Annotated in this window: 15 protein-coding genes and 1 pseudogene; 6 read left to right on the top strand and 10 right to left on the bottom strand. The window is 62.8% G+C overall.

Features of this window, described 5'->3' with window-relative positions; translation table 11 throughout:
• Window positions 1–340: 340 nt before the first annotated feature.
• From ACFIQF_RS15480 to ACFIQF_RS15470, 3 genes are read left to right on the top strand one after another with little or no spacing between them, the layout of a single operon-like run.
• Window positions 341–1,498, top strand: a complete 1,158-nt coding sequence (locus ACFIQF_RS15480) for a CaiB/BaiF CoA transferase family protein (RefSeq protein WP_393944182.1) — start codon at window positions 341–343, stop codon at window positions 1,496–1,498.
• Between the two features lie 39 nt (window positions 1,499–1,537).
• Window positions 1,538–2,515, top strand: a complete 978-nt coding sequence (locus tag ACFIQF_RS15475; RefSeq protein ID WP_393944180.1) for a Bug family tripartite tricarboxylate transporter substrate binding protein — start codon at window positions 1,538–1,540, stop codon at window positions 2,513–2,515.
• A gap of 13 nt (window positions 2,516–2,528) precedes the next feature.
• Window positions 2,529–3,299 (top strand): enoyl-CoA hydratase, encoded by a 771-nt coding sequence (locus ACFIQF_RS15470; protein WP_393944179.1) that lies wholly within the window; start codon window positions 2,529–2,531, stop codon window positions 3,297–3,299.
• A gap of 75 nt (window positions 3,300–3,374) precedes the next feature.
• Here the strand turns inward: ACFIQF_RS15470 and ACFIQF_RS15465 are convergent, their stop codons facing one another.
• The gene (locus tag ACFIQF_RS15465; RefSeq protein WP_393944177.1) at window positions 3,375–4,775 is read right to left on the bottom strand and encodes an aspartate ammonia-lyase; all 1,401 of its coding nucleotides are present in this window, start codon (window positions 4,773–4,775) and stop codon (window positions 3,375–3,377) included.
• A 451-nt stretch (window positions 4,776–5,226) separates the two neighbouring features.
• Here ACFIQF_RS15465 and ACFIQF_RS15460 point away from each other — a divergent pair, with 451 nt between their 5' ends.
• On the top strand, window positions 5,227–5,958 hold the full coding sequence (locus ACFIQF_RS15460) for a GNAT family N-acetyltransferase (protein WP_393944175.1): 732 nt from the start codon (window positions 5,227–5,229) through the stop codon (window positions 5,956–5,958).
• A gap of 22 nt (window positions 5,959–5,980) precedes the next feature.
• On the opposite strand, the gene ACFIQF_RS15455 is transcribed toward ACFIQF_RS15460, so the two are convergent.
• Window positions 5,981–7,192, bottom strand: a complete 1,212-nt coding sequence (locus ACFIQF_RS15455; RefSeq protein WP_393944173.1) for an MFS transporter — start codon at window positions 7,190–7,192, stop codon at window positions 5,981–5,983.
• A gap of 163 nt (window positions 7,193–7,355) precedes the next feature.
• On the opposite strand from ACFIQF_RS15455, the gene ACFIQF_RS15450 reads away from it, so the two are divergent.
• Entirely contained in the window at window positions 7,356–8,129 is a 774-nt protein-coding gene (locus tag ACFIQF_RS15450) for an AraC family transcriptional regulator (RefSeq protein WP_393944171.1), read from the top strand.
• A gap of 19 nt (window positions 8,130–8,148) precedes the next feature.
• Here ACFIQF_RS15450 and ACFIQF_RS15445 read toward each other — a convergent pair whose 3' ends face one another.
• The 4 genes from ACFIQF_RS15445 to ACFIQF_RS15430 all read right to left on the bottom strand — a co-directional run bounded on the left by ACFIQF_RS15445 (window position 8,149) and on the right by ACFIQF_RS15430 (window position 12,480).
• On the bottom strand, window positions 8,149–9,312 hold the full coding sequence (locus ACFIQF_RS15445; protein WP_393944169.1) for a hypothetical protein: 1,164 nt from the start codon (window positions 9,310–9,312) through the stop codon (window positions 8,149–8,151).
• Window positions 9,309–9,908, bottom strand: a complete 600-nt coding sequence (locus tag ACFIQF_RS15440) for a sigma-70 family RNA polymerase sigma factor (protein WP_393944167.1) — start codon at window positions 9,906–9,908, stop codon at window positions 9,309–9,311. Before ACFIQF_RS15440 ends, ACFIQF_RS15445 begins: the two co-directional genes overlap by 4 nt.
• Before the next feature lie 97 nt (window positions 9,909–10,005).
• Window positions 10,006–11,043, bottom strand: a complete 1,038-nt coding sequence (locus ACFIQF_RS15435) for a hypothetical protein (RefSeq protein WP_393944165.1) — start codon at window positions 11,041–11,043, stop codon at window positions 10,006–10,008.
• A 222-nt stretch (window positions 11,044–11,265) separates the two neighbouring features.
• On the bottom strand, window positions 11,266–12,480 hold the full coding sequence (locus tag ACFIQF_RS15430; protein ID WP_393944163.1) for an ABC transporter substrate-binding protein: 1,215 nt from the start codon (window positions 12,478–12,480) through the stop codon (window positions 11,266–11,268).
• A gap of 481 nt (window positions 12,481–12,961) precedes the next feature.
• Here ACFIQF_RS15430 and ACFIQF_RS15425 point away from each other — a divergent pair.
• Window positions 12,962–15,019: pseudogene (locus ACFIQF_RS15425) on the top strand (VC_2705 family sodium/solute symporter).
• 366 nt (window positions 15,020–15,385) lie between these two features.
• On the opposite strand, the gene ACFIQF_RS15420 reads toward ACFIQF_RS15425, so the two are convergent.
• The 4 genes from ACFIQF_RS15420 to rpoD form a co-directional block, all read right to left on the bottom strand.
• On the bottom strand, window positions 15,386–15,739 hold the full coding sequence (locus ACFIQF_RS15420) for an FKBP-type peptidyl-prolyl cis-trans isomerase (protein WP_393944161.1): 354 nt from the start codon (window positions 15,737–15,739) through the stop codon (window positions 15,386–15,388).
• Window positions 15,740–15,860: 121 nt separating this feature from the next.
• On the bottom strand, window positions 15,861–16,166 hold the full coding sequence (locus ACFIQF_RS15415) for a winged helix-turn-helix transcriptional regulator (RefSeq protein WP_393944160.1): 306 nt from the start codon (window positions 16,164–16,166) through the stop codon (window positions 15,861–15,863).
• A 238-nt stretch (window positions 16,167–16,404) separates the two neighbouring features.
• A complete protein-coding gene (gene fdhD, locus ACFIQF_RS15410) occupies window positions 16,405–17,271 on the bottom strand; it encodes a formate dehydrogenase accessory sulfurtransferase FdhD (RefSeq protein WP_393944158.1) in 867 nt (288 codons plus the stop codon).
• Window positions 17,272–17,426: 155 nt separating this feature from the next.
• Window positions 17,427–19,700: an RNA polymerase sigma factor RpoD gene (gene rpoD / locus ACFIQF_RS15405; protein ID WP_393944156.1), complete on the bottom strand. Its 2,274-nt coding sequence runs from the start codon at window positions 19,698–19,700 to the stop codon at window positions 17,427–17,429.
• Window positions 19,701–19,743 lie beyond the last annotated feature (43 nt).

Below are 19,743 nucleotides of genomic sequence, written 5' to 3'. Positions count from 1 at the left end.
AACAGCCAACAGCCAACAGCCAACAGCCAACAGCCAACAGCCAACAGCCAACAGCCAACAGCCAACAGCCAACAGCCTGCGGGAGCTGTGCCATTTGGCTTCTCTTGCTGGTTGCTGAGCTTGGGGGCTCGGCCAAGCATGAGGGACGGCCTGCATCCAACTGACGGCACGATCTTCAAGGCCGCTTGCGCAGAGACCGCCAATGCGTGAGCGGCTATTTCCATGGCAGCCAGCCCGCATAGTCGGCTTGCAAAATCCACGAAGCAGGGCTGCAAAAATGGCCAATTGACCCCATGGGGCCAGGCGCCAAGAATAGCCAGCATGTTTTTGGAGACAAGCAATGCTGGTTGATGCACTCGAAGGCGTGCGGGTGGTGGATTTGTCGCGCATTCTGGCGGGGCCGTGGTGTACGCAGAACCTGGCCGATCTGGGGGCGCGGGTGTTGAAGGTGGAGCGGCCGATCAAAGGAGACGACACGCGCGCCTGGGGGCCGCCGTTTGTGCAAGCGGCTAGCGGCGAAAAGGTGGCGGCGTACTTTCTCTCCTGCAACCGGGGCAAGCACTCGGTCACGCTGGATTTTGCGCAGGCGGCTGAACGCGAATGGCTGCTGCGCCAGATTCAAGATGCCGATGTGCTGGTAGAGAACTACAAGGCCGGCACGCTGGCGAAATACGGCCTGGATTACGAGACGCTGGCCCGGCTCAACCCCGGGCTGGTTTACCTGTCGGTGACGGGCTTTGGCCAGAGCGGGCCGTATGCGCACAAGCCGGGCTATGACTACATTTTCCAAGGCATGGGCGGCTTGATGAGCTATACCGGCATTGCCGATGGCGAGGCCGGTGCCGGGCCTTTGCGCACGGGCGTGGCGGTGGTTGATTTGATGACCGGCATGTACGCCACCAGCGCAGTACTGGCCGCCTTGCTGCAGCGCGGCCGCACGGGCCGGGGGCAGCACCTGGACATTGCCTTGCTGGACGTGGCGGTGGCCATGAATGCCAACCAGGCGGCCAACTTTCTGGTGTCGGGCGAAAACCCCGAGCGCATTGGCAATACCCACCCCAATCTGGCGCCTTACGAGGTGTTCAGGTGTGCCGACGGCTACATCATTTTGGCCATTGGCAACGACACGCAATTTGCCGCCTTCTGCACGCTGATGCAGACGCAGTGGCACCTGGATGCGCAGTTTGCGACCAACGCCGGGCGGCTGACCCATATGCGGCAACTGCGGCCTTTGCTGCGTGCGGCGCTGCAAGCCTGGCCGGTAGCCAAGTTGGGTAGCGCGCTGGATGCCCAGGGCATTTCCTGGGGCAGCATCAACAGCTTGGAGCAGGTGTTTCAGCACCCGCAGGTGGTGCACCGGCAAATGCTGCAAACGGTGCAGCACCCGCAGCTGGGCGAGTTCAAGCTGGTGCGCAACCCCATGGTGCCAGCCAGTGCCGGCGCGAGCGTGGTGCCGCCGCCGGTGCTGGGCCCATCTGCTGTCCCAACCCTTGATTGACAGCGGCGGTGCGTCTTTGATTTGAAAAAGGAGATAAAAATGAAACCCCTGAAAAACCTGCTGGCCCTGGCCTTGTGTCTGAGCGCCGTTCCCATGGCGCATGCGGCTGGCGCTGCCAGCTACCCCGAGCGTCCGGTGCGGCTGATTGTTCCGTACGCGGTGGGCGGCGCTACCGATGTGATTGGCCGCGTGATGGCGCGCTACCTGGGCGAGGCGCTGGGCCAATCGGTGGTGGTAGAGAACAAACCCGGTGCCGGCGGCAGCACGGGCTCGCAGTTTGCATCCAAGCAGCCTGCTGATGGCTACACCTTGGTGATGATGGTGGAGAGCTCGCACGCGGTGAACCCCAACGTGTACGCCAAGCCTGCTTACGATCCGGTGAAAGACTTCACGCCCATCACCAATATCGCCAACGTGCCGGGCGTGATGGTGGTGAACGTGGCCTCCAGCTACCAGAAGGCGCAAGACGTGATCGATGCCGCCAAAAAAGCGCCGGGCAAGCTGAACTATGGCTCTTCCGGCAACGGCGGCCTGAGCCATTTGAGCGGCGCCTTGTTTGGTGCCAGTACCAACACGCAGATCACCCATGTGCCTTACAAAGGGCTGGGGCCGGCGCTCAACGATTTGATGGCTGACCAGATCGATGTGGTGTTTGACAACATGCCTTCCTCGGGTGGTCTGATCGCGGGCAAACAGCTGCGGCCGCTGGCGGTCTCCAGCCCCAAGCGCTTGGCCAGTTTGCCGGATGTACCCACTTACGCGGAAGTGGGGCTCAAGCCGATGAACGACATGTCCTGGTACGGCCTGGGTGCACCCGCCGGTTTGGATGCGGCGATTCTGGCCAAGCTCAGCGACGCGGCCAAGCGTGCTCTGCAGAACCCGGAGCTGGTCAAAACCATCGAGCAGCAAGGTGCGCTGGTCGACTTTCAGACGCCGCAGCAGTTCCGCGCCACGGTAGAGCGCTCCAACCAGGCCTGGGCCAAGCTGATCCAGGACATTCGCTTTGACAAACTCTGAGCCGAGGGTCCGCATGTATTCGCAAATTTCCTACCCCACGCCAACCACGGCGGTGCTGAGCATCAGCGACGCTGGTGTGCTGAACGTGTTGAGCACGCCCGTCATCCACGGGTTGATTGAGGCTTTGAACGAGCTGGCCGAGAACCCCGAGCTGCACTGCCTGGTGTTGCGCGGTTCGGGTTCGCGCGCTTTTGTGGCGGGGGCCGATATCAAAGAGCTGGCCACTTTGAACGCCAGCACGGGCCGCGTCTTTATCAGTGCGCTGCGCGACCTGTGCAATACGGTGCGCCATTTCCCGGTGCCGGTGATCGTGCGCCTGGAAGGGCACACGCTGGGCGGTGGCCTGGAGCTGGCCATGGCTGGCGATCTGCGCATTGCTGCCGACAACGCGGTGGTGGGCATGCCCGAGGTGAAAGTGGGCATCCCCTCAGTGATCCACGCAGCGCTGATGCCAGCACAGATTGGCACCACACGAGCAGCCTGGTTGCTGCTGACCGGGGAGAACATTCCTGCCAAGCAGGCCTGCGAATGGGGCTTGATCAACGAATGCGTGCCGCCAGACCAGCTCGATGCCCGCATTGCGCAAGTGGCTGCCGGATTGGCCGAGATTGGCCCGGAGGTATTGCGCCAGCAAAAGCGCTTGTTGCGCCGCTGGGAAGGCATGGGCCTGGATGCGGCGGTGGACGACAGCATTGCCGAGTTTGGCGCAGCTTTCAAGACCGGTGAACCTCAGCACCACATGCAGGCGTTTTTGCAGAAAAAAGCAGCTGGCGGCAGCGCATAGAAAGCACTGCGCGCCAGCCGTTCCGGGCCGTTCTGCCGTGCTGCTGCAGCACGGCAGAAGCCGTTGGCAAAGCGCTCAGACGGAGGTCAGCGCGCCGGCCTGGGTCAGCTTGTCGGCGACCAGGAGTTTTTTCATATCGGCCGCGCTCATGATGCCCAGCTCTTCGGCCACCACGGCAATCTGCTTGCCGTTGGCGATGGCGGTCTTGGCGATCTGGGCGGCTTTTTCGTAGCCGATCAGCGGGTTGAGCGCGGTCACCAGCGTCACCGATGCGGCGATGCGCTCGTCCAGCAGACCCTGGTTGGCCACAATGCCTTCAACGCAGTTGACTTGCAGCGTTTGGCAGGCGCTGCTCAGGTGGCTCAGGCTCTTGTGCAGGGCCCAGGCCATCAGCGGCTCAAAGGCGTTGAGCTGCAGTTGTCCGGCTTCCACGGCCATGGTGATGGCGGCGTCGTTGCCGATCACTTCAAAGCAGACCTGGTTCATCACCTCGGGGATCACCGGGTTGACCTTGCCCGGCATGATAGACGAGCCCGCCTGGCGCGCTGGCAGCTTGATGTCGCCCACACCGGCTTGCGGGCCGGACGAGAGCAGGCGCAGGTCGTTGCTGATCTTGGAGAGCTTGACCGCAATGCGCTTGAGAATGCCGGATATGTCGGCAAAAGCGCCGGTGTCGCCGGTGGCGGCAATCAGGTCACCCGCCTTGACCACGGGCACGCCAGAAATCTCTGCCAAGGCTTTGACCACGGCATCGGTATAGCCCACGGGGGCGTTGATGCCGGTGCCGATGGCGGTGCCGCCCATGTTCACTTCGCACATCAGGTAGGCCGATTCGCGCAGGCGCTTTTCGTCGTCGGCAATCATCGCGGCGAAGGCGGCAAATTCCTGGCCCAAGGTCATCGGCACGGCGTCTTGGAGTTGTGTGCGGCCGATTTTCAGGATGTGGGCAAATTCGCCGGCTTTGGCCTCAAACGCAGTGCGCAACGCGGCCAGGGCGGTCAGCAGCTTCTGGATGCCAGCGTAGGTGGCGAGCTTGACGGCGGTGGGGTAGGCGTCGTTGGTGCTTTGCGAGGCGTTGACGTGGTCGTTGGGGTGGATCACGTCGTAGCTGCCTTTGGGCAATCCCAGGTGCTCAAGGGCACGGTTGGCGATCACCTCATTGGCGTTCATGTTCGTGGAGGTGCCAGCGCCGCCTTGGATCACGTCGACCACAAACTGCTCGTGCAGCTGGCCGGCGATCAGCTCGTCGCAGGCATGGGCGATGGCGGTGGCTTGTTTCAGGTTGATGGCGCCAAACTCAAGGTTGGCTTGCGCGGCGGCTTTTTTGACAAAGGCAAAGGCGCGGATCAGCTCGGGCATTTGCGCGACCGAGTGTCCGGTAATGGGGAAGTTCTCCACCGCACGGGCAGAGTGAACGCCCCAGTACGCGTCGGGAGGGATGGTTTTGATGCCGATAAAGTCGTGTTCTTGACGCATGGGTCAGCTTTCTGATGGACAAAACAAAAGGCCAGTTGCGGCCAGCACAGCGGCTGCAGACGTGGCAATGCCCTGCGCCAGAGGTCTGCGGTTGCGCACTCGGGCCAGGGCATCGGGCTTTATTATGGATTCAAGTTATGCATACCGCTTAACGTTTTGTGCATAACGTGCCGCCTAGTGATGGGTGTCATCAAAAGCTGCCAAATCTCGTCAAAATGGAGGCATTGTTTGTCTTTTTTCGGTTTTTCCTTGTTGATGAAAATTCTTTAATTCGCACCAATTTGGTGCGAATTCGGCAGATGGGCGGCTTTGCTGCGTTGCTGCATAAAGTGGGCAGTGGGTTGGCGGGGCTTGTTGGCGGCGTGCGCTGTTAAATGCAGCTCAGTGGCAAGCCCGCCTTGGGCTTATGCTCGGCGCTTTCAAGCAAGCCGGCCTGCGGCCGGGTGTTGTCATGACCCAGAGATTGAATGAATTCCAGCAGCCCATAGGCGCTGCTTTGCCCGACTGGCAAGCGGCCCGGCGCCCTGGCGCTGCGTCTTTGTCGGGGCGTTATTGTCGGCTGGAGCGCATTGACGTGGAGCGCCACGCGGCCGAGCTGTTCGAGGCTTTTCAGACCGCCCCTGATCTGCGCCATTGGACCTATCTGTACGCCGGCCCTTTCCATAACCTGGACGATTACCGCGCCTACCTGGCCTCGCTGGTGCCGCTGGCCGATCCCATGCATTACGCGGTGATCGACCTGGCCAGCGGCAAGGCGGTGGGCACGTTAGCGCTGATGCGCATAGACCCGAACAATGGCGTGATCGAAGTGGGCAGCGTGACCTATTCGCCGCGCATGCAGCGCACCCGCATTTCGACCGACGCCATGGCCGTGTTGCTGCGCCACGTGTTTGGCGATCTGGGCTACCGGCGCTTGGAGTGGAAGTGCGATTCGCTCAACCAGCCATCGCGCACGGCGGCCTTGCGCTACGGCTTCAGCTTCGAGGGCATCTTCCGCCAGGCCATCGTCACCCGCGGGCGCAACCGCGATACCTCCTGGTACTCGATCATCGACAGCGAGGTTCCAGCGCTCTTGCAAGCCTACGAGCATTGGTTGGAGCCGGGCAACTTCAATGCCGCAGGCCAGCAGCGCCATACTTTGGCTTATTGCATCGAGCAGGCCAAGACCGCTTCTGTTCGCTGAGCTAGCAAAGCACGCCGAACGCTCAAGCCGCCCGCCGCGTATTCGGCAAAAACGCGGTAGCCAGGCCGAGCAGGGGCAGGAAAGCCACCAGCTGGTAGACCCAGACGATGCCGTGCCGGTCGGCCAGCTCGCCCAGGCCGGCTGCGCCAATACCGCCAATGCCGAACATGAGCCCGAACATCAGGCCCGAGACCATGCCCACGCGGCCGGGCACGGCCTCTTGCGCGTAAACCACCAGCGCCGCAAAGGCAGAAGACATGACCAAGCCGATGATGATGGCGAGAATGGCCGTGCCCACCAGCCCCACATGCGGCAACGCCAGCGCGAAGGGCGCCACGCCCAGGAAAGAGATCCAGATGACAGCCTTGCGCCCGATGCGGTCGCCCACCGGGCCGCCGGCAAAAGTGCCCGCCGCCACCGCGGCCAGAAAGATGAACAGAAACATCTGGCTGCTCTGCACGCTCAGGCCAAAGCGCTCGATCAGGTAGAAGGTGAAATAGTTGGTGAACGAGGCGATGTAGACGAACTTGGCAAACATCAGCACGCAGATCACCACCACCGCCTGCACCACGCCAGCGCGGCTCAGGCCGGGCGCATGGCTTTTGGCCAGGCTTTTGGCCTTGGCGCTGCCGTTGTGCAGCACCCAGACGGTCAGGCGGTAAAGCACAAAAATGGCAGCCAGCGCCACCAGCATGAACCAGGCGACAGCGCCTTGGCCAAATGGAATAACAATCGCTGCGGTCAGCAGTGGGCCAATCGCCGTGCCCGTGTTGCCGCCCACCTGGAAAGTGGATTGCGCCGTACCAAAGCGGCCGCCGGAAGCCAGGCGTGCAATGCGCGAAGCCTCGGGGTGGAAGGTGGCCGAGCCAATGCCCACCACCGCAGCGGCCAGCAGCAACATGGCGTAGCTGTGGGCGGTGGCGAGCAGGGCGATGCCGATCAGCGACATCACCATGCCTGCGGGCAGCAGGTAGGGCTTGGGGTGTTTGTCGGTGTACAGACCGATCCAGGGTTGCAACAGCGAGGCGGTAACCTGGTAGACCAGCGCGATCACGCCGATCTGGCCAAAGCTCAGCGCAAAGCTGGTTTTGAGCATGGGAAAGATCGCCGGCAGCATGGCCTGGATCATGTCGTTGAGCAGGTGGGCCAAAGCGGCGCCGCCCACGATGGGCAGCAAAAAGCCTTGTGGCGCGGGCGTGGCAGCAGGTGCAGCGCTGGCGGTGGTGGAGTTCATGGCAAAAGCAGAAGATAAAAGCAGGTAAATCGCATCAGTAAAGCGCCATGCGGGCTGCCATTAATTGCGGGAGCGCTTGCAGGGCTTGATCCGATGCTTGAGCGTATCCAGCTTGGGTATGGCTGTCTCGCGCTGATCTGCCAGCATCTGTAGAATTTCTGCCATGTCTGCCCATCCTTCTGACAAACACAAGCACTTCGACCAGCTGCCTTGGCCGGTGGTGGTGATGGAGAACCGCTGGCTCTCGGGCATGTCTACCGGCTGGCATGCACACCCGCGCGGGCAGTTGCTGTACGCCACTGAAGGCGTGATGGTGGTGCACACCGACGCCGGCTCTTGGGTGGTGCCGCCCAATCGGGCGCTGTGGATGCTGACCGGGCTGCGCCACATTGTCACCATGTCGGGCGATGTGCTGATGCGCACTGCTTATATCAACGTGGAGCAGGTGCCCGCGCTGCCGCAAGAGACTTGCGCCATCAACGTTTCGCCCTTGTTGCGCGAGCTGTTGGTGGAGGCGGTGCGCATCTCGCCGCAACAAGAGCCGCAAGGCCGCGATGCGCGTTTGCTGGCCTTGCTGATCGACGAAATCCGCATCTCCACCACCTTGCCTTTGCACTTGCCCATGCCGCAGGACGAGCGTTTGCGCACGCTGTGCGAGGCTTTGCTGGCGCAGCCTGCCAGTGCGGACAGCGCTGCGCAATGGGCGGCTTCCATCCATGTGGCAGAGCGCACCTTGCACCGTCTGTTCAGCAGCGAAACCGACATGGGCTTTGCCAAATGGCGCGAGCAGGCGCGCTTGCTGCACGCGCTGCGCCGCATTGCCAGCGGCGACAAGGTGATCGATATTGCGCTCGATTGCGGCTATGGCAGCGCCAGCGCCTTCACTGCCATGTTTCGCCGCCACTTTGGCGTAACGCCTTCGGCGTTTTACCGCTGAGGTATCAACGGCTGTCGTATCAGCGGCTGTCGATGGGCGGCGTGGGCGTTGGCACGGGGCTCAGCTTTTTTGGCCAGGGGCGGCAAGTTGGCGCAGGTTCGGGCAGCGGCTTATGGGCGGCCAGCGCATCGGCGCGGGCCTGGATGCGGCGCTCTTGCTCGGCCAGCGCTTGCTCGCTCATGGCGCTGTCGCAATAGGGCAGCTCGGCCTTGTTCGCTGTGGTTTTGGCGCTGGATTTGGCGGCGGCCGAGGGCGCGGCTTCGGCCAGCATTTCGGCCTTCACTTCGCCATTCACGCGGCTGTCTGCACGGCCTGCAACTGTTGCTTCTGCGGCTGCTGGTGCTGCCATGGCAGCGGGTGGCGCAGGCTTGCTGGCAGCGATTGCTGCGGTGCTGGGCTGCTTGGCGTCGCCCAACGCAATTTCGCGAGCGGGAGCGGCCGGGGCCGCTGGCGCGGGAGCAGGTGGTGCCGCTGCGATGGAGACGGACTTTTCGTCTTGGGCCATGGCCGAGCGGTCTTTGCCAAGGCTGGCTTCGGCGGCGCGGCTGCTGTTGGCATGGGAATCGGCGCTGGCTACCGCTGCGCTGCGGGCGCGGCGCTCGGCAGGCATGGTTTCTTTGGCGACTTCGGCAACGGCCTTGTCTTGCCCTGGCGCAGATTTGTCTGCAGAAACTGCAGCAATCTCGGTGGCGATTGTGGGCGCAGCATCTGCAGCCGCGTCTGCCGCTACTGGCGCGCTGGCTGTGGCAGCGGGTGCTGTGGCCGCAGGCGCTGGTTTGCCAGACGGCACTTGCGGTGCGCTGGCGGGTGCCGGGCTGTCGAGCTGTGGCGCACCGGGCTCGTCCAAATGGTGCAAGGTCAGCCAGCCCACCAGGCCAATAGCGGCCAGCCCGCCCAGCGCTTGGCGCAACCAGCGGCGGTCGTTGGCGGGCTCGCCGCTATAGCCCGTTTTTTGGCTGGGCGCTGTTGGCAGCTCAGGGCGTTCCACGGCGGCATCGCCTGCATTGGCGGCGCTGGCGGTGCGGCGCGCAGCTTGTGCGCGGGCATGGGCCAGAATGCGCTCGCTGGCGGCAGGGCTGGGGCCGGTGTTTTGCAGGTCTTGCGCGTTGGCCTCGTGGTAGAGCTGCAGCAGCGCATCGCTTGGCTTGTTGTCGGGGGTGTTCGGGGTGCTGCGGTCGGTCATGCGGGCACCTTTTGCGGTTCGGCGTCGTCGGCGCCCAGGGCTTGGCGCAGCTTGGCGCGGGCGTAGCGCAGGCGGCTTTTGGCGGTTTCGGCGCTCACGTCGGTGGCGGCGGCAATGTCAGCCACGCTCATATCGGCCTCGGCCTGCAGCAAAAAGGCTTCGCGCTGCTCGGGCGGCAATTGGGCCAACGCATCCAGCAGCGCCCGTGCCAGGTCTTTGCGGCCTTGCAGGCGCTCGGGGTCAAAGCCGGAATGGGCAAACAGGGTTTCGGCGAGGCTCATGCCCTCGGCGCTTTCTTCGTCCAGGCTGGCGTGCGCCTTGTGGCTGCGCCAATGGTCTACCAGCTTGTGGTGCGCCAGCGTGAAGGCCCAGGTGCTGAACTTGGCGCTGGGCTGGTAGCGCGGCGCGGCGTCGACCACGGCAAACCAGGTGTCTTGCGCCAGATCGTCAGCCAGTGCAGCGTTGCCGGTGTTGCGGAAAAAGTAGCGCCAAAGGCGCTGGCTGTGGCGGCTGTAGAGCGGCTCAAAAGCAGCGGCCTGACCGCTGGCATAAGCCAGCATCAGCGCTTCGTCGGTGGGTTGCTGCTCATCTGCCATCCAGCCGATTATGCAAAGCCCCAGCCGCTGCGCCAGCCGCTGTGGAGAAAAACGCACAAGCGGCACGGCCTGCCAGGGCCGGAGCGCGGTGCCGCCATCAGTAAGCGGGAGGGTCGGGAACATAGCTGCGCTGCGCGTCGGCCGGGAAAGCATTGGGGCTGCGCTCGGGCTGCGGGCGCGGCTGGCGGATCACGCCTTTGGCCACCAGGTTGGCGTAGCTGTCGTAGCGGATGCGCACCACCTGCTCGGGCCGCTGCGTGGCGCTATCGAATTCGACCGTGCGGGTATGCGATGTTTCCAGCGCGCCATGGCCGGTGCCCAGGCTGGGTGTGCGTGGCGCGCTGCTCGGTGCACGCTTTTCAGCACGCGCTGCTTTGCTGTCCGCATTAGCGGCAGAGGGCATGGCTGCTGAGTCAGCCGCTATTTCGGAGTTGGCTGCGGCTGGTGGCATGGGCTTGGCCGCTGGCGCTGCCTGCGGGGCGGGCATGGGGGCGGGTGTTGGCATGGGCGCTTCGGCTGCTACAGAGCTGGCCATGTCGGCGTTGGCCGAGCTGGATTTGTCAGACTCGTTCATGCGTGGGCTGTAGCGCTCGTCCACCGGGCTGCGGCGCGTGACTGGCGGTGGGCGCACCGGCTCGGGCATGCGCTCACGGAACAGGGCCACGCCAATCACGCCCACATCGCGTGGGCGGCCGGTGCGGCTGGCGTACGAGGCATCGCTTTCCGAAAAGTAGAACGCCGCCACCTGGCTGTCGCTCTTGCGCCAGCCGGTGATTGCCCAGCTCTGCCAGGGGTTGAGCACATAGCCGTCGTCCGGCGTGGCCGATGCGGTTTGGCCGTTCAAGGCATTCACGCCATCGACGCTGATCACCGCCAAGATGCGCTTGCCGGTGCGGTTGCTGATGTCTACCGAATAGCTTGCCCCCGGCCGGCCCGCCACCCAGTATTCGCCCTGGTGCTGGTACACCGTCAGGCGCTGGCCGGTGTTGCGGTCTACCAGCTTCACATCGGCCAGGGTGGCGCTGTAGCCCAGGCTGCTGCAACCCAGCAACAAGGCAGAAGACAGCGTGGCAAAAGCCCAGCGCGTGCGTTGTTGGGCGCGCTGGGCTGGCTGGAATGTAGAGACAGTTTTCATGGTGGCTTGCTCCGAAAGTGTTGGTTGACACTGGCTGAATCGAAGCAGCGCTGCGGATGGGGTTAAAGCGGCGGCGGCAAGTTGTGAGGGTTTGTAAAAAACAGCGTCGCTGCCAAGAAAAACGCCTCGCTGCAAGCGGCAGGCGAGGCGTTGGGAACTGCTGGCAGCAGTTGGGCGGCAACGGCCCAAAACGGGGAACCGAAAGCCCCCGTCAGGCAAGCATTATTTCTTGGTCACCAGCGAGCAGGTGCTCTTGGACAGCGGCTGGAAGGCTTTGTCGCCGGGGATGGTGTCCAGGATCTTGTAGTAATCCCAGGGGCCCTTCGATTCTTTAGGCGCTTTCATCTGGGCCAGGAACATGTCGTGCACCATGCGGCCGTCTTCGCGCACGTAGCCGTTTTGTGAGAAGACGTCGTTGATCTTCATCTTTTTGAGCTGGTTGGTGACGGTGAGGCCGTCGTCGGTGCCGGCGGCTTCTACCGCTTTGAGGTACTGGGTGACGGCCGAGTAGATGCTGGCCTGGTTCATGGACGGCATTTTCTTCATGCGGTCCTGGTATTTTTTCGACCAGGCGCGCGATTCGTCATTGCGGTCCCAGTAGAAAGCGGTGGCGAAGGTCAGGCCCTGGCCCAGCTCCAGGCCCATGGCGTGGGCGTCGTTGATGTAGACGAGCTGCGGCACGAAGGTGACGTTCTTGGTCATGCCAAACTCGCGCGCGGTTTTGATGGAGTTGACCGTGTCTTGCGTGGCATTGGCCAGCGCCACTACGTTGGCTTTGCTGGCCTGGGCCTGCATCAGGAAGGACGAAAAATCGCTGGCGTTGAACGGGTGGTAGACGGTGCCCAGCACCTTGCCGCCGCCTTCTTTGACGAAATCGGTCACCGTGGCGGCGGTGACTTTGCCGTAGGCGTAATCGACCGCCAGAATGAACCAGTCTTTTTTGCCCTGGGCCATCACGGCGTCGACCGCTGATTTGCCCAGCGAGTACGAATCCACCGTGTAGTGCACCGTGGTGGGCGCGCAGAATTCGTTGGTCAGGCCGGTGGAAAGAGCGCCCGTGCTGATAGCTACTTTGTTGCGCTCTTTGGCCAGCGTGAACACGGCGCCGGCAATGGCGGAGTTGTTCAGGTCGACGATCATGTCCACGCCTTCGGCATCCCACCACTGGCGGGCTTTGGTGCCGCCCACGTCGGCCTTGTTCTGGTGGTCGGCAAAGACCAGCTCGACCGGCTTGCCCAGCACTTTGCTGCCGTAGTCTTCAATCGCCATCTTGGCCGCCTCGACCGAGCCTTTCCCGCCCGAATCGGCGTACTGGCCCGACATGTCGGTGAGCACGCCGATACGGACCTTGTCATCCGACAGGCCGGCCGCCTGCACAGCAAAGCTGGTGGCGCAGGCCAAAAGGGCGGCTGCGGCCGTGGTGGTTAAACGGTACATGGGGTCTCCTTCGCTATAGGTTGGGATGCGGCTGGTATGCGCTTGCCTGCACCGATGGACGGCGCCTGGCGCAACAGTTGGCTAGACTATCAAGCGCGCCTTCCCGATGGAGTACGGTGCTTCCCCCTAGAAGCAGCCCCAAGCAGTCCCTTCTGCGACAAAATGGCGTGGGCAATCTGCGCATCATCCCAAGCTTCCACAGCGACACAACCATGGACCAGCACCACCATCACCACGCCGAAACCTCCGGTTTTGAGCCCATGCGGCTCAACGCCATGAAGCTGCTGGTGCTGGCCATTTTGCTGGGCAGCACTTTTGGCGTGCTGTACTTTGCGCCACAGCTCGATCGCTGGGGGGCGAGGGCACGGCGTATCGCTATGCAGCCTCTTTCTTGCCACTGTTGTATGTGGTGTTGGTGGTGGTCTATGCCTTGTACATGCGTATGCGGCCAGCCAAAGACGTGCAGTAGGCCGGGCCGCCCATGCTACGAAGCCACAAACTGTTTGCGCTCTACCTGCTGGGGCTGGCCGCCTTTATCGGGCTGATGGCCTGGGCCGAGCACGCCGGCCTGTCGCGCCAGTGGATAGGGCCGATTTTTCTGTTTGTGCCAGTGATGATGTATGCGGCCATTGGCGTGTGGGGGCGCACGGCCGACTCTGAAGAATATTACGTGGCCGGCCGGCGCATTCCGCCGCTCTACAACGGCATGGCTACGGCGGCCGACTGGATGAGCGCGGCCTCGTTCATCAGCCTCTCGGGGGCGTTGTATTTGCAAGGCTTTTCCGGCACCAGCCAGACCGCTGGCGGCCTGGCCTACCTGCTGGGCTGGACGGGCGGCTTTGTGATTGTGGCGCTGCTGATTGCGCCGCAGCTGCGCTCGCTCAATCTGTACACCTTGCCTGATTTTTTCCAGCTGCGCTACGGTGGCCGCTGGCCGCGCGTGATTGCAGCGCTGGCGGCAGTGTTGTGCTCGTTCTCTTACGTGGTGGCGCAGATTTACGCGGTGGGCCTGATCGCCTCGCGCATGACGGGTGTGCAGTTCGAGATCGGCATCATGCTCGGGCTGGGCGGGGTGCTGGTGTGTTCGTTTCTGGGCGGCATGCGCGCCATCACCTGGACGCAGGTGGCGCAGTATGTGGTGGTGTTGCTGGCTTTTCTGGTGCCGGTGTCGTGGCTGGCCTATCAGCGCCTGGGCAACCCGGTGGCGGTGGCCGCTTATACGCAAGAGCTGGGCAAGATTGCCGAAGTAGAAAAGCGCCTGCTGACTGACCCGGCCGAGCGCGAAGTGGCCCTGGTGTATTGGCAGCGCGGCACGGTGTACGAATCGCGTTTGCGCAATATTCCGGTGGCGCTGGCGGCCGAACGTGAGCGCCTGCGCGAAGTGGTGCACCAGCTGCGCATTAGCAATGCCGACTTGGGCCAGGTATTGGCCGCTGGCCGCTAGCTGGCCAACCTGCCGCAAGACGAAGCCACAGCCCGCGAGCAGTGGACGGCGGCCATGCAAGACAACTACGCCCGTGCTCGCGCCCTGGGCGGTGTGCCGCAGCATACGGTGCCGTATGCCGCCATCCCCGGTTTGAGTGGCGATGCGCAAGAGCAGGCCGATGTGTCGCGCCGCAATTTTCTGGCGCTGATGTTCTGCCTGATGCTGGGCACCGCCGGCTTGCCGCATTTGCTCACGCGCTACTACACCCTGCCCACGCCAGCGGCAGCGCGCAGCTCGGTGGCCTGGACGCTGTTTTTTGTGGCGCTGCTCTATACCAGCGCGCCTGCGCTGGCCGCTTTGGTGAAACTGGAGGTGATGCAAACCTTGGTGGGCAGCCAGTTTGATGCGCTGCCCACCTGGATTGCGCAGTGGACGCGGGTGGACAGCTCGCTGCTGTCGATTGAAGACGTGAACGGCGATGGCCGCGTGCAATGGGGCGAGATACGGCTGGGGGCCGATCTGATCATGCTCGCCACGCCTGAGCTGGGCGGCCTGCCATTTGTGGTGTCGGGCCTGGTGGCAGCGGGTGGTTTGGCGGCAGCGCTTTCTACGGCCGACGGGTTGTTGCTGACCATCAGCAACGCGCTGGTGCGCGACTTGTACTTGGTGGAGCGCGGCCACGCGGTTACGCCGCAGCAGCGGGTGATACTGTCCAAGTTCACCTTGCTGATGGTGGCGCTGGCGGCGGCGGCCGTGGCCTCGGTGCGCAGCTCGGGCATTCTGGTGCTGGTGTCGGCTTCTTTCTCTATTGCCGCTTCGGCTTTTGTGCCTGCCATGTTGTTGGGCCTGTACTGGAGGGGCGCAACCCGCCAAGGCGCCATCTGCGGCATGCTGGCCGGCTTGGGGCTGACGCTGTATTACATGGTGGTCAACACGCCCTCGCTACGCGCAGCGGCGTTGGACCAGGCCCATCCTGCGCATTTGTGGTGGGGCATACAGCCCACCTTGGCGGCGGTTTTTGGCGTGCCGCTGGGCGTGCTGGTGACCTGGGTGGTGAGCTGTTGCACGCGCCGCAAAAAACAAGCGATTCGCTCCAGCGCCGAGAACCCATAAAAAACTGCACCGGCCTTGCGGCCGGTGCAGTTATCGAATTCGCGGTTTGCCGGGAGAGAAGTTTGATCAGCCGGTATTTCAACAGCATGGCTTTGCAGTGAAGCGGGCGCTGGAATAGTTCACCGCAATGGTGAGATGGCCGCTTAGGCGCGACGCCGGGCGGCAGACAGTACCTGGGTACGGCAAGGCCAGGCAACAAAGCATAAGCGGTCATATCGCCACCTCAAAACGAAGACTCCCAAAACAGGCATTGGCGCTGGTTTCGTCACAGCACTGGTGCACCTGCAAGTCCATGGTGGACTATAAAAAACTGCACCGGCCTTGCGGCGGGTGCAGTTGGGGGATGTGCGGTTTGCCGGGCCGAGATCAGACTTTGAGCAGTTCCACGTCAAACTTCAGCGTGGCGTTGGGAGGAATCACGCCGCCGGCGCCGCGGGCACCGTAGCCCAGCTCGGCGGGGATGATCAGGGTGCGCTTGCCGCCCACCTTCATGCCTTGCACGCCTTCGTCCCAGCCCTTGATGACCATGCCGGCGCCCAGCGGGAACACGAAGGGGTCATTGCGGTCCTTGCTGGAGTCGAACTTGGCGCCTTGTTCGCCGTTGTTGTAGAGCCAGCCGGTGTAGTGCACGGTGACTTGCTGGCCTTTGCCGGCTTCAGCGCCGGTGCCAACTTCGGTGTCTTCGTATTGCAGGCCGGAGGCGGTGGTGACGATTGCCATGGGTTTCCTTTGATAAAAATGCTTGCAGCAGACGAGCATCATACCTGCCCGTCCATAGCAAAAAACCCGCTGACAGCGGGTTTTGAACAAGGGGACCAGGCTGGGGGCCGGCAGCGCTGTTTTATTTTTTGACTTGCGCGGCGACCCAGCGGGTGGCGAAGGCTTGCACGTCGGACAGGCGCTTGAGCAGATCCTGGCCCGAGGGGGTGACGGTGTAGCCGTCGCTGTTGTGATCGAGGAAACCGGCTTCGCGCAGCTCTTTGATGCGCGTGTTGAGCGTGTTGGGGGTGATACCACCCACGCTGTCTTGCAAGAGGCGGAAGGTTTGCGGATGACCGTCACGCAATGCCCAGAGCACACGCAAAGCGTATCGGCATTCCAGCCGCTCGAACAGCTGGTTGATGGCGGTATTTTCCTTGGCGCTCATGTATGGTTCTCCTTGCGCTGTGTTGAAGAGCGAGGGCGGGCCTTCGCCGTCAATTCCACGATGGGTGCGACCATAGTCGCGAGACATTTCTGCTACAAGTTTAATAGCTCTTGATTGCCTGTGTATAGGAGCACCGGCCGAATATGGCGCTATGGCCGGCGAAGTGTTGTTGAATTGCTACGGTTTTTGATGGTGCCCGCGGCCCGGAAAAGCCCGCCAGACGGGGCTTTGACGGGGCTCAGACGGCCCGGGCATTGCGGCTGTAAGCTACCGCACGCTCCCCTCGGCAGAGGCCAAAAAGGCGGATGCCGGAGCGGTTGGCCACGTCGATGGCCAGGCTGGTGGGCGCCGAAATCGTGGCCAGCACCGGCAACTGCAGCCGGGCGCATTTGCGCACCAGCTCGTAGCTGGCGCGGCTGGTCATCAGCACCAGGCCGGGTTGGCCCAGTTGCTGGCGCTGGGCCAGGTGGCCGATCAGCTTGTCGAGCGCATTGTGGCGGCCCACGTCTTCCATCACGGTTTGCAGCTCGCCATCGGCCGTGGCCCAGCCGGCAGCGTGGATTGCGCCGGCTTGCTGGTTGAGCAACTGCAAGGCGGGCAACTGGGCAAAGGCACGTTGCAGTACAGCTAGGTCGATAGCCTGTGCCCAAGCGGGCACGGCCACGGTTTCGGGCACCAGATCGAGTGCTTCCATGGAGTCAATGCCGCAAACGCCGCAGCCGGTGCGGCCGGTGAGGGCGCGGCGCTTTTCTTTCAAGCGGGCGAAGCAGCGGCTGGCTATCTCCAGCTCTACCGCTATGGCGGGCAGTTCCGGGTCGCTGCCGCAGGCGCCGCTGGCACTGGAGGCCTGTACTTCGATGCCATAGCAATCCGCCGCCTGGTCGATGATGCCTTCCGACAAGGCAAAGCCCAGCGCAAAGGCTTCCAGGTTTTGCGGCGTGCACATCATCACCGCATGCGAGATGCCGTTGAAAACCAGGGCCACCGGCACCTCGGCAGCGACAGCATCCATGCGCTCCTGCGCGGCGCCAGGCGTCAACACAGTGGCGGGCAGCGGCAGCACGGAAGCGGGCAGGGGGGCATCAGCGGCAGGTGTTTGGGGCATGGAACAAGTGTACTGCGCCCAGGTGGCGGGCATGATGCGCTCTGGTTTTGATAGCTCCATGCGCAGGCTGACGGGCAAAAAACAAACCCCGCACACAGGCGGGGTTTGCTGAGGGAGCCAGGTGCAGCGCAGGGCTGCACTTGTAGCGGCGCGGCTTAGATAAAGCTGCGCAGCTTGTCCGAGCGGCTGGGGTGCTTGAGCTTGCGCAGCGCCTTGGCTTCGATCTGGCGGATGCGCTCGCGCGTCACGTCAAACTGCTTGCCCACTTCTTCCAGCGTGTGGTCGGTCGACATTTCGATACCGAAACGCATGCGCAGCACCTTGGCTTCGCGGGGCGTCAGGCCGTCGAGGATGTCCTTGACCACGTCGCGCAGACCGGCTTGCATGGCGGCATCGACGGGCGCGGTGTTGGCGCTGTCTTCGATGAAATCGCCCAAGTGGCTGTCGTCGTCGTCGCCAATCGGGGTTTCCATCGAGATGGGTTCCTTGGCGATCTTCATGATCTTGCGGATCTTGTCCTCGGGGATCTCCATCTTCTCGGCCAGGATCGAGGCATCGGGCTCAAAACCGAACTCCTGCAGGTGCTGGCGGCTGATGCGGTTCATCTTGTTGATGGTCTCGATCATGTGCACCGGGATACGGATCGTGCGGGCCTGGTCCGCGATCGAGCGCGTGATGGCCTGGCGAATCCACCAGGTGGCGTAGGTCGAGAACTTGTAGCCGCGGCGGTATTCGAACTTGTCCACCGCCTTCATCAGGCCGATATTGCCTTCCTGGATCAGGTCGAGGAACTGCAGACCCCGGTTGGTGTACTTCTTGGCGATCGAGATCACCAGGCGCAAGTTGGCCTCGATCATCTCTTTCTTGGCGTTGCGCGAAGCACGCTCGCCGTCGTTCATGCGCTTGTTGATGAGCTTGAGCTCATCGAGCGGCACCACCACGCGGGCTTGCAGATCGATCAACGCCTGCTGCAGCTCTTGCACGGGCGGAATATTGCGGCCCATGATGGCAGCCCAGCTGTGGCTCGATTGCGATTCCTTCTCGATCCACTGCAGATTCAGCAGGTTGGCGGGGAACAGTTCGATGAACTTTTCCTGGGGCAGACCGCACTTGTCGACGATGATCTTGCGCAGTGCGCGTTCTTTTTGGCGCACGCCGTCGACCTGCTCGCGCAGCATGTCGCACAGCTTCTCAATCGTCTTGGCGGTGAAGCGGATGGTCATCAGCTCGGCCGACAACTGGTCTTGCACCTTCTTGTAATTGGCAGAGCTGTAGCCTTGCTTGTCATAAGCCTGGTGCAGTTGCTCGAACAGCGAGTGCAGCTTGTCAAAGCGCGACAGGGCTTCGTTTTTCAGCTCTTCGAGGCGGCGGGTCATGGCCTTGGAGCCGCCCTTGCCGTCGTCGTCGTCCTCTTCGTCGTACTCGTCGAAGTCTTCTTCGGCCACGTAGTCGTCGTTTTCGTCGGCGTCGGAGAAACCGTCCACCACCGAGGAGATGACCACCTTGCCGGCACGAATTTCTTCGCCCATGGCCAAAATTTCGGCAATGGTGGCGGGCGAGGCGCTGATGGCCAGCATCATGTCTTGCAGGCCGCCCTCAATGCGCTTGGCAATCTCGATTTCGCCTTCGCGGGTGAGCAGCTCGACCGTGCCCATTTCACGCATGTACATGCGCACCGGGTCGGTGGTACGGCCAAATTCGGAATCCACGGTCGACAGCGCCGCTTCGGCTTCTTCTTCCGCTTCTTCTTCGGTGGTAGCCGACTGGCCGGTGTTGTTCAGCAGCAGGGTTTCTGCGTCTGGCGTTTGCTCGTACACCGCCACGCCCATGTCGTTCAACATGGAGATCACCACTTCGAGCGTCTCGGCATCGACCAGCTTGTCGGGCAGGTGGTCGGAGATTTCGGCGTTGGTCAGGTAGCCGCGCGTCTTGCCCAGCTTGATCAGGGCCTTCAGGCGCTGACGGCGGGTGGACATTTCCTCTTCGGTCAGCACGGCTTCGTCCAGACCGAATTCCTTCATCAGCGCGCGCTCTTTGGCCTTGGAGACCTTCATGCGCAGCGGCTTGACCTTCTCGGCAGGCGAATCGGGCGTGGCCTCGGCCTCTACCGATTCTTCGCCTTGCAGATCGTCTTCGATGTCGGAGAAATCGGCGTCATCGTCCAGACCTTCGTCTTCGCCCTTGCCTTTGGCCTTGGCTTTACCTTTGGCGGCCGTCTTCTTGGGGGCCTTGGGCTTGTCTTCGGCGGCGGCCTTGGTCGTCTTGGCCTTGGCAGCCGTCTTGGTGGCGGCCTTGGCCTTCACCGGGGTCTCTTCGCCATCGACATCGGCCTTCTTGGTGGCGCGCTTTTTGGGGGCACCTGCGTTGAGCAGGGCATCTGCCGCCTTCAGCAATTCTGCTTGGGACAGGCGTTGTTTACTTTCGGACACGGGGCTAACCTTCTTCGTCGCTGCCTTGGCTGGTGCGGCAGCA

Origin of the sequence: Comamonas trifloxystrobinivorans (assembly GCF_043359985.1) — a bacterium.
Taxonomy (GTDB): Bacteria; Pseudomonadota; Gammaproteobacteria; order Burkholderiales; family Burkholderiaceae_C; genus Comamonas; species Comamonas trifloxystrobinivorans.
Note: the sequence above shows the minus strand (reverse complement) of the source record. Positions and strands in the feature narration are given on the sequence as shown.